This window comes from Desulfosporosinus sp. I2 (assembly GCF_000960765.1).
GTDB lineage: Bacteria > Bacillota > Desulfitobacteriia > Desulfitobacteriales > Desulfitobacteriaceae > Desulfosporosinus.
This window is the reverse complement of record NZ_JYNH01000008.1, coordinates 23,871-39,000: the sequence shown is the minus strand read 5'-3', so window position 1 is coordinate 39,000 and position 15,130 is coordinate 23,871. Positions and strand designations below refer to the sequence as shown.

At 44.9% G+C, this 15,130-nt stretch carries 16 protein-coding genes; all 16 read right to left on the bottom strand.

The window, feature by feature from the left end:
- Positions 1-283 precede the first annotated feature (283 nt).
- Positions 284-1,681: a cardiolipin synthase gene (cls, locus tag UF75_RS03865; protein ID WP_045573279.1), complete on the bottom strand. Its 1,398-nt coding sequence runs from the start codon at positions 1,679-1,681 to the stop codon at positions 284-286.
- Between the two features lie 120 nt (positions 1,682-1,801).
- On the bottom strand, positions 1,802-2,626 hold the full coding sequence (locus UF75_RS03860; protein ID WP_045573278.1) for an ATP-binding cassette domain-containing protein: 825 nt from the start codon (positions 2,624-2,626) through the stop codon (positions 1,802-1,804).
- Positions 2,627-2,764: 138 nt separating this feature from the next.
- Positions 2,765-3,526 carry a cobalt ECF transporter T component CbiQ gene (gene cbiQ, locus UF75_RS03855; RefSeq protein WP_045573277.1) on the bottom strand — a complete coding sequence of 254 codons (762 nt, stop codon included), beginning with the start codon at positions 3,524-3,526 and terminating at the stop codon, positions 2,765-2,767.
- Positions 3,527-3,581: 55 nt separating this feature from the next.
- Positions 3,582-3,857, bottom strand: coding sequence for a hypothetical protein (locus UF75_RS03850; RefSeq protein WP_052692984.1), 276 nt, complete (start codon positions 3,855-3,857; stop codon positions 3,582-3,584).
- The gene (locus UF75_RS03845; RefSeq protein ID WP_082075000.1) at positions 3,854-4,588 is read right to left on the bottom strand and encodes an energy-coupling factor ABC transporter permease; all 735 of its coding nucleotides are present in this window, start codon (positions 4,586-4,588) and stop codon (positions 3,854-3,856) included. Before UF75_RS03845 ends, UF75_RS03850 begins: the two co-directional genes overlap by 4 nt.
- Positions 4,575-5,681 carry a threonine-phosphate decarboxylase gene (locus UF75_RS03840; RefSeq protein ID WP_045573276.1) on the bottom strand — a complete coding sequence of 369 codons (1,107 nt, stop codon included), beginning with the start codon at positions 5,679-5,681 and terminating at the stop codon, positions 4,575-4,577. The genes UF75_RS03845 and UF75_RS03840 overlap by 14 nt, the downstream gene beginning before the upstream one ends.
- Before the next feature lie 4 nt (positions 5,682-5,685).
- Positions 5,686-6,603: a GHMP kinase gene (locus UF75_RS03835; RefSeq protein WP_045573275.1), complete on the bottom strand. Its 918-nt coding sequence runs from the start codon at positions 6,601-6,603 to the stop codon at positions 5,686-5,688.
- Positions 6,603-7,160 (bottom strand): cob(I)yrinic acid a,c-diamide adenosyltransferase, encoded by a 558-nt coding sequence (locus tag UF75_RS03830; RefSeq protein WP_045573274.1) that lies wholly within the window; start codon positions 7,158-7,160, stop codon positions 6,603-6,605. Before UF75_RS03830 ends, UF75_RS03835 begins: the two co-directional genes overlap by 1 nt.
- On the bottom strand, positions 7,157-8,608 hold the full coding sequence (locus UF75_RS03825; RefSeq protein WP_045573273.1) for a cobyrinate a,c-diamide synthase: 1,452 nt from the start codon (positions 8,606-8,608) through the stop codon (positions 7,157-7,159). The genes UF75_RS03830 and UF75_RS03825 overlap by 4 nt, the downstream gene beginning before the upstream one ends.
- Positions 8,609-8,793: 185 nt before the next feature.
- A complete protein-coding gene (cbiB, locus tag UF75_RS03820; protein WP_197079316.1) occupies positions 8,794-9,765 on the bottom strand; it encodes an adenosylcobinamide-phosphate synthase CbiB in 972 nt (323 codons plus the stop codon).
- Between the two features lie 60 nt (positions 9,766-9,825).
- Positions 9,826-11,370: a cobyric acid synthase gene (locus UF75_RS03815; protein WP_156146204.1), complete on the bottom strand. Its 1,545-nt coding sequence runs from the start codon at positions 11,368-11,370 to the stop codon at positions 9,826-9,828.
- A 95-nt stretch (positions 11,371-11,465) separates the two neighbouring features.
- Entirely contained in the window at positions 11,466-12,101 is a 636-nt protein-coding gene (locus UF75_RS03810) for a precorrin-8X methylmutase (protein WP_045573312.1), read from the bottom strand.
- Positions 12,101-12,469 carry a CbiX/SirB N-terminal domain-containing protein gene (locus UF75_RS03805; RefSeq protein WP_045573271.1) on the bottom strand — a complete coding sequence of 123 codons (369 nt, stop codon included), beginning with the start codon at positions 12,467-12,469 and terminating at the stop codon, positions 12,101-12,103. Before UF75_RS03805 ends, UF75_RS03810 begins: the two co-directional genes overlap by 1 nt.
- The gene (cobK, locus tag UF75_RS03800) at positions 12,466-13,230 is read right to left on the bottom strand and encodes a precorrin-6A reductase (RefSeq protein ID WP_045573270.1); all 765 of its coding nucleotides are present in this window, start codon (positions 13,228-13,230) and stop codon (positions 12,466-12,468) included. The genes UF75_RS03805 and cobK overlap by 4 nt, the downstream gene beginning before the upstream one ends.
- Positions 13,227-13,916 (bottom strand): precorrin-3B C(17)-methyltransferase, encoded by a 690-nt coding sequence (gene cobJ / locus UF75_RS03795; RefSeq protein WP_045573311.1) that lies wholly within the window; start codon positions 13,914-13,916, stop codon positions 13,227-13,229. Before cobJ ends, cobK begins: the two co-directional genes overlap by 4 nt.
- A gap of 20 nt (positions 13,917-13,936) precedes the next feature.
- Positions 13,937-15,082, bottom strand: coding sequence for a cobalamin biosynthesis protein (locus UF75_RS03790; protein WP_045573310.1), 1,146 nt, complete (start codon positions 15,080-15,082; stop codon positions 13,937-13,939).
- Positions 15,083-15,130 lie beyond the last annotated feature (48 nt).

Below are 15,130 nucleotides of genomic sequence, written 5' to 3'. Positions count from 1 at the left end.
CGTTCGTCAACCTCCTATCTTCCTCTATACTTGATCAACTATTTTCTGGCTTAAATAAGCATACCATAGATTTTGGAAGCGTATAGATCTCAAAAAGTCGTTTATAATTTACACTTTCAATCTATAGACGTATTCGAAACAAATTTTCTGATTTGCTAACTTAAATTATTTTTGAAATGAACTTTGTGATTCAGTTTTCTCATTGGCCGAATCAAAGTTGAATAAGTAAAAAGAAGATGCCACCAGTCTTCTAAGACAATAATGGCATCTTTTAAAATCAAAATTATAAAAGCGATGAAAATAAGCGGGCAATCGATTCTTTTGACCGATCAATCATTGAGCGATGCTGAAAGTCCATAAAGATCACTTCGTGACTCTCTTTTAAGTCCGATTCAAAATTCTGTTTTAAGTGTTCCGTCAAAGCCTGATCATACATATAGGTACATATCTCATAATCTAAGAAAAAACTTCGAAGATCCATATTCGCTGAACCTACTGAGGCAAGATGATTATCTATGAGGAGAATTTTGGCATGAAGAGTTCCTTTCATGTATTTGAAGATTCTTACACCCGCTTGAAGTAAGTCTTCAAAATATGAATTCATAGCCCAATAGGTCAGTTTGCTTTCAGGGATTCCTTGGACAATAATTCTGACGTCTAAACCTTTGAGAGCAGCAGTTTTTAAAGCCATAATCAAGCTCTCATCAGGGATAAAGTAAGGGGTTTCTATGTAGATGCTGTGCTTCGCCATAGTTATCATGCTAAAGAAACTTTGCAAAATCGCAGAATAAATTGAATCGGGGCCATCTACGAGTATTTGAATAGGTAGATTTTGCATAATGCTCGTTTGGGGAAAATAACAAGAACCATGATATTCTTCACCGGTAACAAACTGCCAATCGTTTAAGAAAATCGCTTGGAGGCTCTGGACAGCTTCCCCTTGTAGTTTTAAATGCGTATCCCGCCAAAAACCTAATTTTGAGTCGCGCGATAAGTACTCATCTCCAATATTCAATCCCCCGGTAAAACCTATCCGTCCATCCACAACCACGATCTTGCGGTGATAACGCAGGTTTAGCCTGGAGGTTAGATAGGGAAAGCGAATCGGGAAAAACCATTCTGCGCGAATCCCCGCTGCTCGCATTCGTTTCATCAAACCTCCAGAAATAGAAAGACTCCCCATCCCATCAAGCAGGACTCGAACTTCTACACCTTCAGAAACTTTACGAGTCAAGATCTTCATGACATCTTCGCCAATTTCATCGTCTTTAAAGATAAAATAGCTGAGGTGTATGTGAAGGCTTGCTCCTTCTAAGGCGTTGAATAACGCTCTGAATTTTTGCTGCCCGTTCAAAAGAATCTCGACCTGATTACGAATAGTTAAGTGTGCCTGTCCATTTTTCAAAAGAAGATGGGCAAGTTTTTGTTCAGAGTCCTCAAAATGTTGAGGTAATATCTCTGTTCGGTCAAGCTGATCCTTTGCTAGAATCTTAGTGTTCGTGCCTTTACCCGGTGTTTTTTGACCCAATACCTTATATAGGAGAAACCCGAATATGGGCAGAAGCCCGAGAACAAAAAACCAAACAATCGTTTTTCCAGGGTCTTGGTTTTTCAAAAGAATATTTTTCCAAATCAAGGTTACTTGAACAATACTAATTAAGAGTAATAATAACCATATCACAATTTCACCGCCTTGAATTTCATTATCAAGTTAGTTATTTCCATTTGTAATAATTGTAGTCTAATAAAAAAAAGATACACCTCCATTTATGGAAGTGTATTAAAAGGATCTCAGGCAAACTTACAATTTCCGAAAGGCCTTTCTCGCCTCTTTTATGGTTAGAGGATTAGCTGAGGAGTCTAGTCCCTCTTTATGCTTTAAGATCTCCCAAAGATGGGCGATTCTAGGTAGACGTAAGTAGGCTTCTCGAATGAGTACAGGATCCGAAAATACCTGTTCGGGGGTTCCTTTAATCACAATACGCCCTTCTTGCATGACATAGACCTTATCACAGTAGATGGGTACGATATCCACTTCGTGCGTTGAAAGAATAATGGTCAACCCTTTATTGACTTGTAATCCCTTTAACGTAAGCATCAGATCTGCCGCAGTTCGGGGGTCGAGACCTGCCGTGGGCTCATCCAAAACGATGATTTCAGAGCGCATAGCTAACACCCCAGCAATGGCCACACGTTTCTTCTGACCGTAGCTTAATTGATGAATGCTGTGATTTCGTTGATCCCACATTTTACATTGTTTTAAGGCTGATTCCACTCGTTCCTGAATCTCCGAGGGTGATAAGCCAATATTTTTAGGACCATAGGATACATCTTCATAGACGCTTGCTGCAAACAGCTGATCATGTGGGTCCTGAAAAACCATTCCGACTTGAGTAAAGACTTCATTTTTGTGCCATTGGGATAAATCTTTTCCTTTTAACAGAACACTTCCAGAACGAGGTTTTAATAACCCATTAAAATGCTGAAATAAGGTTGTCTTGCCACAGCCATTAGCTCCTAATAGCGCGACACATTCCCCTGCATTGACGGAAAAGTTGACACCGTGTAAAATCTCAGCCCCGCTCGGATAGGCAAAATTTACGTTTTCTGTCTCCAAGATTGCCAAAACGTCACCCTCAAATTCCTTTGGTTATTTTGTACTAGTCAGAAAGTATAACTTCGTTACATACTTTCTGGAAGCATAAGTGCAACTAAGGCGACCTCCTTCACCAAGGCTTGGCGCTAGCCAAGTTTTCTTTATACGCTATTTTCCAACCAACCAGCTACCAAGAATCATTATGAATCCAAAACCAGAGACCAAAATATCCTTCTTTTTTAGGGCACGATTATGAAGCACGGATATTTCGCCATTATACCCTCGGCATTTCATAGCTTGCCATAATCGAACGCTCTTGTCAAAAACTCGGATGAACAATATCCCACCGATGGCACCGATGGATTGTATGCTTCGCCACCATGTTCCGTAACCCAATCTCATCTGTTGGGCCTTTTGCAAACGTTCTAACTCATCTAACAATGTGAATAAGGAGGAATAGGCTAGCGTCATGATTTCAATAACCACTTGTGGAACTCTAAACCAAGCAAGGGCTTGAATCCACTCTTGAACCGTTGTCGTGAACGTCAACACGGACATCACACTGACACCGCCTAAAATTCGTGCTGCAAATAGTTCGCCCCGTTCCATTCCTTCGCGGTACCCGATTATATGAATCGAGAAGATATCCCATTGAAATATTGGAGTCTGACCATTAATAAAAATCTGAGACCCACCTATTAAGGTAGCAAGTAAGAGGATCGGTCTTAAACGTCTCCACAGCAAGTGCCCACTAACTCCAACCAGGCGCAAGAGTAGGAGACTTCCAATTCCAAAACAAAATGGGAGTAACCAAGAACTTGTACTTGTGGCCGCAAGCAAACCAGCAACGGTCAAGAACAATTTGACGCGTCCATCCACCTGTGACAATTTTGTTGTTGGATTCTGTACTCTTATCCCTTGCGCCAGCATTCTTCTCTCCCCTTATCCATTGGAACTCCTATATTTGCAAGTGGGAGTTCCACATTCACTTTCCAGTTCGTCCGAAAAGGTCCCGCCAAACGTATCCTATCCAAAATCCTGCAATCGCTCCCCCTACAGCAAACAAAAAAAGTAACAGATCCCCCTTATCAGTATTGATTAAAGGGGGACGTTCCCCTGCCCCCACTTGTGAAGCATATTTCTCCGCCACAGCACTGACATGTGTATCTGCTCCCGGCATTGCTGGAGAGTAGACTCCCAGATATACGATAACCCCCAGAAACAAAATCAGGAGACCCCATTTCCACGTGCGTTGTTTCATCCGATTTTCCCTCTTTCTGAGAGATTAGTACTTGAGGATTCGTCGTAACGAGGATGTGTAGCCTCGTTAGAAGCTGGTAGAACTCTGAGCATGATTAGAATATCCGGACGATGATCAGCAATATATTTCAGGACTAATCCTGTAAATATCCCTTCTAAAATGGCTATTGGCCATTGGGTGGGAATAAAGACCACTAAGATTGCTTTAAAAACTTCACTGAATGGATGTGTACCATGAATCGCTAAGGCTAATTGAGTCGACGTCCCTATATAAATTGCTAAATCACCAAGAAACCCTGCAATAAATCCTGACCAAAAGAGATTGAGCTTGAGTCGGCGCAATCCCCAAAAAAGCAGCCACCCTGCCCATCCTCCAAAGACTCCCATTGTCAGGGTGTTGGCCCCAAGTGTCGTTAATCCACCGTGGGAAAAGAAGAGAGCTTGAAATAAAAGCGCAATAAGGCTCATTAACACAGAAACTGCCGGGCCCAATAAGATGGCACCTAAAGGGGTTCCACCAGGATGGGAACAGGTGCCCGTCATTGGCACTGGAATGGGAAGAAGTGAGACAAGGAAGATTCCAGCCGTCATAACCCCAGTGAGTTGTTTCATCATGGGTATTTCCTGACTCTTTTTAGCCAACGATTTAGCCCCAGCGGCAAAAAAAACTCCTGCGCCAACCCAATACGCTATTGCATAGGGAGCTGGAAGCATCCCTTCAGCAATGTGCATCCGTACCACCTCTTTCAACCCATAAATAAAATTCTTTTAACCCCTCAATAAGCCGCTTCATCCTGGGGATATCCTTAATCGCAACCCGTATAAAATCACCTGGAAGACCCGTGAAGCTGGAACAATCACGGACCATAATTCCAAAACGCCCTAAATGCTGAATCAGAGGTTCGGACGAATGATTCAACACCTCAATCAGGGCAAAATTAACAGATGTTGGCCAAAGCCGTAAACCTATAAAATTACTTTGTGCAAATTCTCTGTAGAAATGATCTCGGCTCTCCATTAATTTTAGCCGTGCCTCCTCAGCAAAGCCCAAATCCTGAAGCGCAGCCATCCCGGCATGTTGAGCAAGAACATTGACCGACCATGGATCTCTATATTGTTCGAAAAGGGCAAGCAAAGAAGGAGCTGCAAAGACCGCTCCTAAACGCAACCCTGGTAAACTATAAAACTTTGTTAAGGAGTATAAGACCATGAGATGAGCATTGGAATCCAGATAGGCCCTTGCCGATTTACGGGATTCGTCTGGTAGAAAGTCGAGGAACGACTCATCAAAAAGAACACGACATCCCAGTTGCTTGGTAATTTTCAGGATGTTTTCTATTGACTTATTGGCAAGCACTGTCCCCGTGGGATTGTGGGGGGAGCAGAGAAAGAGTAAGTCGCACCCTTCAAGGATTTCCCGCCAGCTTTCTTCATCCGTTCGATCATACTTTGACCAGCCCTCAGGTCCTAATGGGATATAGTGGATTTCAGCTCCAACTGAACGCGCTGCCCGTTCGTATTCACTAAATGTCGGAATTGGAATTGCCACTTTTTTAGGTTTCAACGCTTGCACGAGTGTGAAAATCAGTTCACCTGCTCCGTTACCTAACATAATTGCTTCGACAGGTAAGCTCAGATGGTTAGAAAGCGTCTTTCTCAAAGCTAAACTCTCGGGATCAGGGTAATTCACAATATCCCCCATTCCCTGTTCTAAGGATGCCCAAACTCCTTTCGGGGGTCCAAACGGATTGATATTGGCGGAGAGGTCTATCAAAGAATCCAAACCATATAACTCTTGAGCTTTGCGGAGATTGCCACCGTGCATTATCTCACCCCATATTTTCAGTAATTCCTAAATTTGTGGCTACGATTCCACCCGATTGACTGAGAAAAAGATCTAGATAGACCGGTTCAAACAGTTGTTGGGCTTCAAGTTGTAAATTATGACGTGCTTCCCGACTGAAAAAATCGTTTTGGGGAAATACCCCGGCGAGTAGTGTGCCACTGTGAGCCGTCACAACTCCGAGTCCCCCTTTCTGCCTAACCCAAGTCAAGAAAGGTCCAAACAATGATTTATAATTGATTTCTAAATTGCATTGGGCACTAATCGTTCCTGCCGTGGCCAATTTTTCTAAATCCTCTTGTTCTATTCCTTCGCGGGCCAATCGATATGCCTTCCCAATGTCAACCTCATAGCGCCGATAATGCTCCGCTAGCCCAGGTCGAGCATTAAACACTCTAGTATCGATCGCTCCACCCCAATCTAAGGCCAAAAACAAAGCAGGTACTGAAGAACCTAGTTGGCGATAATTATGTCCTTGAACATGCTCAATCTCCGTAATTCCTGGGAACATGACACTATCACTGGGTTCAATCTGTAAAGCCAACTGTGCTAAACGTTCCGGAACGGGCTCCTCTCCGAGGGCCATCAGAGTGGCTGCCGCTACAGCAGTGATGTCTGCTGTCGAGCTCGCCATTCCTTTCCCTTCAGGGAGCTGTTGCAAAAACTCTACCTTACCGCCTAACATGGGTAGGCCTAAGTTTTCTTTCAGTAATTCCAACATTTGAAGAACTTTGGTCTTGTGTAGAGGAAGCTCCCAATTCTTAGTATGAAAATTCAATACTACTCTGGCTTCGGAAAAACGGTCAATGGGACAATCTATTAGAAACGGGACTCCCTTGCGGGCCCCTTGTACCCATTCCCCACATGTCCCCGGACACCGGGCAGACCCGACAGCGAAATCCATTAATATTCAATCCCCCTACGACTGCTAACCCCTTGTGAGAAAGGATGTTTTAACATGTTAAGGTCATACCAATTGTCCACGACAGACTCTATGGTTTCGGGCATTCCTCGACCCGTAAGTATCCAGTCCAAGGAAGACCCAGTTTGTAGCAGCTCTTTCAATAAATTTATATCTATAAAACCACGGTTTAAGGCGTGGCTAATTTCATCTAAAATAATCACTTGATAAGTATCAGCCGCAACTTCAGTTGATAAAAAATCAAAGGCTTGTTTAACCAAATCCAAGGCAATTTCTGGATTACGGTTTTCTCGAAAACATTCCCCACATCCCGTACAGTGTTTCATGCCAGTACGAATCATCCCCGCCCAGCGACAACCAACTCCAAATTGAATAATTGGTATCGCTAAACGATTAAGCCCCACAAGTTCACCACTATAAGTGCTCCCTTTCAGAAATTGCACCATTAAAACACGTTTTCCCTGAGAGTAAGCGAGTACAGCTTCTCCGAGGGCTGAGGTGGTTTTTCCTTTTCCTTGCCCGGTAAAGACCGTTATCATACTCCTAGTCTCCCAGAACGGGAAGCAAACCAGTGCTCAAACAATTCCCGATGTCCCGAAAAATGCAAGTGAAGATAGGAAGCGATGATATTATCTCGGGCATATCCTTCCATTCGATCTGCTTGATCTCCCTTAAACAATTCGTAAACAGGAGAATACTCTTGATCATAAACCACACGAGAATAGTGAAATTCATGTCCCTGAACTATGGTTCCTCGAGGACCAAGGAAATTATCCTTATGAAACACACCTTTACGATACCCTATACCCTGCAAGCGTTTTGTCATTTCAGCCTTCATCGGAATTAGGCCCACCATCGGAAGCTCATTACCTTCAAAATCCTTAATGGATTTACCCAGATACATGTACCCTCCACATTCTGCATAGATTGGTTTGCCACTCTCTGCAAAAGCGCGCAGAGAGTTTAAAAATGAGTGGTTTTCGCTCAATCGATTCAGATGAAGTTCGGGAAATCCGCCGCCTAAGATAATTCCATCAAGGTCCGATGGTAGAGACAAATCGTGTAATGGGCTAAACGGTATAATTATAGAATTCAAGCGTTCTGCAAGGTCTAAAGCATCTTGATAGTAAAATAGAAAGGCTTCATCCCTCGCCAAGCCTAGCCTGAATTTCTTATTCTGAGCTTGAGTCGTGGAATTTGACTTTGTGGCGTCATTTAAAGAAGCATCAAAAATGCTCGAATGACTGGCAGAACACGTGGAAGTTGTCAGAGTTTCTTGGTCTAAAAATGCTAAACTAAACTCGGGGGCACCTAACATAAGGCGTTCGACTTGATCTAAGTCAACGTGTTGAGTAATTAACTCTGAAAGTGTCTCAATATAACCTTCTAACAGTTCACCTTCCCCCACGGGAATCAATCCCAAATGCCGTTCTGGAAGGTGTAAGGAGAGTTCTTTTGGCAGGACCCCTACAACCGGAATCTGAAGATCACTAAGAGCTTCTCTCAGTATTTTTTCCTGAGCCGTTGATTTAACACGGTTAAGGATTACACCCTGTACTTTTACCTGTGGGTCAAAAGAGTTAAATCCATGAACGAGAGCGGCGACGCTTCGTGACATAGAAGATGCATCGACAATGAGAACAATGGGAGCTTGCAGAAGTTTTGCTACATCAGCCGTACTTCCAAAACCTGCGGTTCCGCTCATCCCATCAAACATACCCATGACACCCTCAATCACTGCCCAACGTTCCTTTGCACTTTGAGCGAAGACGGAAGGAAGATGCTCGCCCAACAGCCAGCGATCTAGATTGTGAGAAGCCCTTCCTGTAGCTGCCGCATGATAACTGGGGTCGATGTAATCTGGTCCGACCTTATACCCTTGGATTGGTCGATTGCGTTTTTTTAAAGCCGCCATCAAACCCGTAGCAAGGGTTGTTTTTCCAACGCCGCTATGCGTTCCTGCTAGGACAATCCGTGGAATCTTCATGCTGTATCTCCCTTCTGATTCGAGGCGCGAGGCACGAGGTTCGAGGTTCGAAATCGAGGTTCGCGGAGCGAATATTCTATACTAGTCAGACTCCCATGCCGCTATGCAGTACCACTGATGAATGAAATAAATTCTTCTTGGCGCTAGCCAAGTTTTCTTTGTACGCGCATCGAACTTCGCGCTCGCTAAACTACGTAAGCTATAATAAGTGCAGGGATAAGAGATAACCAAGTCGCTGTTTGGACTAGTTGACGGCAACGAACAATATCTGTGGCGTTTACGGGATGGAGAGCATCTCCCATCTCTGCACGGTGATGAGTCTGGCCATGATAGATATTAATCCCTCCCAGGCGTATACCAAGTAACCCTGCAACCACACTTTCCGGATTTCCACCATTGGGACTAGGATGGCCGGAGGCATCACGCTTCCAAATCCGATAGGCTTGACCTACTGTCATTCCCCTCAACCAACCTGCAAGGAGTAATATTGGAACTGATAAGCGCGCTGGCACATAATTCGCCCAATCATCCGTTCGAGCTGAGAACCAGCCAAACTCTTTATAACGCTCATTCCTATAACCGACCATGGAATCCAACGTGCTAACTGCTTTAAAGGCCATTGCTAAAGGCGCTCCTCCGACAGACGCATAAAAAATTGGAGATAGGATCCCATCAACGAAGTTTTCTGCCAAGGTTTCAACCGTTCCCCGAGCAATTTCTCCTTCGGAAAGATTCTCAGTATCCCGACTGACCAACCAAGAAAGCCGAGTACGAGACTCACTCAGGTCCCCCTTTAGCAAAGGGACTAGGACACTTTGCCCAGCATCTAAGAGGGATTTACCCGCTAACGTTGTAAAAATAACATAAATACTGATTACTAAGCCGAACAAGGGATGAAGACTCTTTGCTGCCCATACTGCCCCCCAGGTTAGCAGATAACTTCCTCCTACTACAAGGATCGTGAGTAGGACTCCGTTGCGACGCCGTAACCTGGGAGCTCCTATATTAAGCTTGTGCTCCAGATAGGCAATCATATTTCCTATTCCCACGACGGGATGGGGCCAGCTACGCGGGTCTCCTATAACTTGATCAAGCATAAAGCCAAACAGAACAGCGATCGGAAGAACCGCCCATACTATACTAAGCGTTTCCATCATTTTGAGTCTCCCAGTCTTTTCCTAAGATTCATCATCATCGTTTAAGCTCAATTTAAGGTCTTACTCAACCTTTAAGCCCATTATGGCTCGAATCCGTTCTAAATCTACATTTTGACGGACTAAATCTGCCAACTCATTAAACGCTGATTCACGAAGTGCTGCCTGAGAAAGTGACGCTTCGACAGGTCTCGTTATCCCTCTGCGCTCCCAGAGCCAATTCAAAAGTGAGGCACGCAAGCCGTCATTATCAAAAACTCCATGTAAATAAGTGCCATAGGAATTACCTGCCTGCAAACCATCAACATTGGACTCTCCATTCGACGTCAAATTAAATAGCGGTGAATGCCCTTCATCTAACGTGGACCGCCCCATGTGAATCTCATAGCCCACCACCGTTTGCCCTGTACAAGCTTTTAAAAAGCCTTGCTCGGCAAGGATGGTCCCTTTACTCTGGACGGTATGTTTTTGAGGATAAAATTCCGTCACCATTGGCAGAATCCCAAGTCCTAAAACCTCTTCAAGCTCTGACTCAGTATGTAACGGATCCTTCACCAAGCGCCCCATCATTTGATAACCACCGCAAATCCCTATGACAGGCAGCTCTTCTTGACAGAACGTTTGAATATAAGTTCCAAATCCGCTTTCATGGAGAAAACGTAAGTCCGCCAGAGTATTTTTGCTCCCAGGAATAATGAGGAGATCTGGTTTTCCTAAATTCGCCGGGTCAGTGACATAGCGGACCGCCACATCTGGTTCATCTTGAAGCGCATCAAAGTCTGTAAAGTTCGAAATGTAAGGTAAACGAATCACCGCAACATCTAATTGTTCTGCTAAAGAAACTGAGGGTTTTTCGTCAGCTTCGCTCAGAGCCACAGAATCTTCGTCTGGAATACGGATCTTGAAATAGGGAACAACCCCTACTACGGGAATTCCTGTTCGTTCTTCAATGAAATCGAGGGCTGGTTGTAGAAGTTTGATTTCCCCCCGAAACTTATTGAAAATAATCCCTTTTATCATAGCTCGTTCTTCGGGTTCCACTAATTCCAAAGTCCCAACAACTGATGCCAAGGCTCCGCCACGATCGATATCAGCCACGAGCAAAACTGGTGAATTGGCCTCCATGGCAACTCGCATATTAACAATATCGTTCGATTTAAGATTGACTTCTGCCGGACTTCCTGCCCCTTCAATCACAACAATTTCGAATTCATTGAGTAGTCCGTGGAGAGCCTCTGTCACATACGGCCAGGTCATGCGCTGATATTCCCCATGATAACGCAGAGCAGTCACATTCCCCTGAGATTTGCCCATAATCACAACTTGAGAACCGGTCGGTCCACTGGGTTTAAGCAAAATGGGGTTCATTCGGACTTCTGGCTCAACTCCGGCGGCTTGGGCCTGAACCACTTGCGCTCTTCCCATTTCCCCACCTGTCGTAGTCACAAATGAGTTAAGAGCCATGTTCTGTGCCTTAAACGGACTTACATGGTACCCTTCTTGGTAAAATATTCGGCAAAACGCAGCCGCCAAAACACTCTTTCCAACGCTGGAAGAGGTCCCTTGGATCATCAGTTTGGCAGTCGATTGATTGTTTAAAGACATCATTGTCACCCTCTTTTTCTTAAGTGGTGCTTTCCTTTTATGTCTCAATGTTCAGCTTTGGTCGAACAAGTTCAACTGATTAACTTTCACTAAGCAACTTATTTGAGTCGTTTCAAAACCGTATATATTAGCGCGTTAACAACAGTGGCAGCGATTGGACTTCCACCCCGCGTGCCGAGTACTGTAATCGAGGGGAACTCTTGATGCTCCCATAGCAAATCCTTGGATTCTTTAGCACCGATAAAACCCACGGGTATTCCAACGATCAACGCGGGTCGAGTCTCCGGATCTTCAGCTAAACGCAAGACTTCGATAAGGGCCGTAGGTGCATTGCCAATGGCTACAATTGAGCCACGAAGACGGTCTGCATTCAGGCGAAAAGCGGTCATCGAGCGTGTGATTCCCCAAGCTTTCGCTTGTTCGGGGACCTCGGGAGAATTCAGGAAGCATTCCACGGTTCCACCCAACGCTTTTAGTTTCTCTTTGGAGATCCCTGCTCGGACCATCTCCACATCCGTGATGACATTGGCTCCCTCCTTCAGAGCCTTGAGCCCACAAGCGATCGCTTCGGGATGAATGGCAATCGAAGACTCTAACGAAGGATCCCCCGTTGTATGAATGATACGTTCTACAACTGGGTAGTCTGCATCTAGCCATGAACGGGTTAGACCAGCCCGTATAAGTTTCATACTTTCTACTTCAATTTGCCCCGGGTCTAATATGAAATCTGTCATCATTCGCCTAAAGCCTCCTTAATGCGAAGGCTGGCCAAACTTGCGATACCGTCATCAGCTCCCAGTTCTTTGGTGAAAATGATCTCAACGTTCGGATGTTGTTCGCGAATTTCATGCAATTCTTCGTGAATATCTACCGTCACGTGGATTCCGCGGAAGAGAAAGAGTGGCATCACGACAATGCGTAACGCACCGCTTTGAATTTTTGCTTCAACTGCTTCCGGAAGGCTAGGGTGATCATGAGCCATATAGGCAGGGGTTACCGGCTGTCCCATTAAACGACTTACTTTTTCAGCGACCACTAAAAGCCCTTGGTTAGCTTCTGCACGACGGCTGCCGTGTCCTAAGAGAATAATTTCTGATTTCATAGCATTTCCTCCAAATGTTTAATAAATTGGCTAAGTGTCCAACTATTTGAAGCCTTTTCGGTTGTTGGTCGTTTTAAAATTACCAACGGTATGTTTAAGCTGAGACAGGCCTTTACCTTTTCAAGGGTCCCGCCTACTTTTCCACTTTCTTTGGCTACGACAACCTCAATCTTTAATTGCTTAAACATCGCTTCATCCCACTCTTGGGAAAACGGTCCTTGAGCAGCGATGATTTGATTAGGTTTGAAACCCAACGATTCACAGCGTGCTAACACGTCAGAAGTAGGGAGAACGCGTATATAGAGCATTTTAGCGTTAATAGAACGCTGAGCTATCCATTCAGGCAACCCGTTGCTTCCGGTGGTCAGTAAAATACGTTGTCCTAACTCGGTTGCAATTTGCGCAGCGGCTGGTATGTCTTCAGCCCAGTGTATGAGGGGATGATCTGCGAGTTCCAGTGCTGAGCGCTCCCAGCGCAGGTAAGGGAGTGCTAAATCGTCACAAACCTTTTTAGCCATTTCTTTCACCCGTACCGCGTAAGGATGAGTTGCATCTACGAGAGCAGCAAAGGAATTAGCTTTTAGAAGGTCAGTAAGGATTTCCGCATCCATCGCTCCTGAGCGAGCAGGCAACCCTTGTTCTAGTGCCAAATCTGCACCATAAGCTGTCAGTGTAGATACCAAAACATCATGTCCACGCTGCATAAGAGCATCCGCCAGCTCTCGTCCATCCTCTGTGCCTGCTAAGACCAAAAGCCTCACAGTTTATACCCTCTGGGAGTTACCATATAAGGACCAACAACACGAGTTTGAGAGTTTCCGATGATCACAGTTGTCAGCATGTCGATGGGGTGTTTTGTGAAATCGGCTAGTGTCGTGATTTGTACGCTCGAATCCTCCCCTCGTAATGCCTCTCGAACTAGGCCTACCGGAGTGTTAGGATGACGATAGCGCAGTACAATTTCGCGGACGGTCTCAATGTGCTGGGGACGACCATTACTTTTCGGGTTATACAGGGCGAAGATAAAATCCCCTTCCGCTGCTAAACGCACTCGTTTCTCAATAACTTCCCAGGGAGTTAAGAGATCACTTAGGCTAACTACCGCGAAATCATGCATTAAAGGAGCTCCTAGCATAGAAGCAGCCGCAGAAGCCGCCGTTACTCCAGGAATGATTTCTAAGGGTAGATCCAAAAGGTTCTCTTGTTCCAGACACTCAATAATTATCCCCGCCATGCCATAAACTCCGGCATCTCCACTGCTTACGACAGCAACTCGGTGTCCCTCAGCAGCTAAGCGAATCGCTTCTCGACAGCGGTCAATTTCTTGACGCATCCCAGTTGCTACAATTTGTTGATGGGTAATAAACGGCCGAATAAGATCTATGTAAGTTTTATAGCCTACGATAAATTCAACGTCATTTAATACCGACTGAACCCGTGTTGTCATATGATCTTGGTCTCCAGGCCCTAGGCCCACGACAAAGAGTTTTCTATGCTGATCGCCACTGTGACCCCCTGCCCCTTGGTTTTCGGCAGGACTAGCCGCCCCTTTTGAGCCCCCAGTAAACTCGCTGCTTCGCATACACCGTCCACTCCTATCTTTTCGCTTACAAAGTTTGATCGACTTAACTGATTTTGAAGATTAACCGCTTGCAGTTCATCCGCTGGAAAGGTATGAAACTGAACCCGCAGGGCTTTAGCCGCTTCAATTAGACCCACTTCATCGGATTTAAGGTCAATACTATAGATTCCTGAGATTGCCTTCAGTGAGGATCCAAGTTGATCTACTGCCATTCTGATTCTCTCTAGAATGACTTCCTTAGAAACCCCTCGACGACATCCCACCCCGACACTTAAAATTGGTGGAATTAAATACAGGCAATCTGCTTTAATACTTGAGTTTAGAAAAGGGTCGACAATCACATTCGCTTGATCTCTATCGTTTTTTGATAAGAATTCATAATGGGGATCGTTAAGCCATGTGTCGTACTTAGGCTTTAATGGAGAAAATGCCCAAACCTTAAGGAGCTTCCGCTCCAAAAGTATGCGGTTAACCGCAGGCAAATGTTGGACAGGTTCCACTTTCCAACCGAATCGGCGAGCGTATTCGTCTGGAGCCACCAAGCCCCTCACATCCGTAGCAGTCGTGATAACGGGCAAAGCCCCAATCTGTTCAGAGATTTGATGGGCCCATGCATTTGCACCACCTAAATGCCCGGAAAGCAAAGGAATTACGAATTTCCCTTCCTCATCTAAGACAAGCACGGCCGGATCTCGGTCCTTCGACTCGATCAAGGAAGCAATTTGGCGAACGACAATTCCAGTCGCCATTACAAAGATAAGAACGGCATGCTCTTGCCATAACCTTGGGACGATATCGCTCAAACGATGGAACGATTGTAGTTGCATTTTGAGGGGAGGTTGTGCTTTCCACTGTACTAGAGATTCTTCTTGGATTTGTTCTTGACCCTGAGCCAGGGATGGTCGTTGTTTTGAGAGTTGTTCGCTTTGAACAATTACTTTCTCAGGTAGATAAAACTCTAGAATAATGCTATTCGGAAGGCCCTCTCCTATACGCAGGATCGTGTCTAATCCTCGGTCAGTTAACGACACAAGAGCTACTTTCGTATTTACATCAACCTTAGGATTTACGTCGACGTT

Coding starts and splice junctions, on each gene's coding strand:
- cbiQ (WP_045573277.1), bottom strand. CDS start 3,526: ATGCTGGCGCAAGGGATAAGAGTACAGAATCCAACAACAAAATTGTCA.
- UF75_RS03850 (WP_052692984.1), bottom strand. CDS start 3,857: ATGAAACAACGCACGTGGAAATGGGGTCTCCTGATTTTGTTTCTGGGG.
- UF75_RS03845 (WP_082075000.1), bottom strand. CDS start 4,588: ATGCACATTGCTGAAGGGATGCTTCCAGCTCCCTATGCAATAGCGTAT.
- UF75_RS03840 (WP_045573276.1), bottom strand. CDS start 5,681: ATGCACGGTGGCAATCTCCGCAAAGCTCAAGAGTTATATGGTTTGGAT.
- UF75_RS03835 (WP_045573275.1), bottom strand. CDS start 6,603: ATGGATTTCGCTGTCGGGTCTGCCCGGTGTCCGGGGACATGTGGGGAA.
- UF75_RS03830 (WP_045573274.1), bottom strand. CDS start 7,160: ATGATAACGGTCTTTACCGGGCAAGGAAAAGGAAAAACCACCTCAGCC.
- UF75_RS03825 (WP_045573273.1), bottom strand. CDS start 8,608: ATGAAGATTCCACGGATTGTCCTAGCAGGAACGCATAGCGGCGTTGGA.
- cbiB (WP_197079316.1), bottom strand. CDS start 9,765: ATGATGGAAACGCTTAGTATAGTATGGGCGGTTCTTCCGATCGCTGTT.
- UF75_RS03815 (WP_156146204.1), bottom strand. CDS start 11,370: ATGATGTCTTTAAACAATCAATCGACTGCCAAACTGATGATCCAAGGG.
- UF75_RS03810 (WP_045573312.1), bottom strand. CDS start 12,101: ATGACAGATTTCATATTAGACCCGGGGCAAATTGAAGTAGAAAGTATG.
- UF75_RS03805 (WP_045573271.1), bottom strand. CDS start 12,469: ATGAAATCAGAAATTATTCTCTTAGGACACGGCAGCCGTCGTGCAGAA.
- cobJ (WP_045573311.1), bottom strand. CDS start 13,916: ATGACAACACGGGTTCAGTCGGTATTAAATGACGTTGAATTTATCGTA.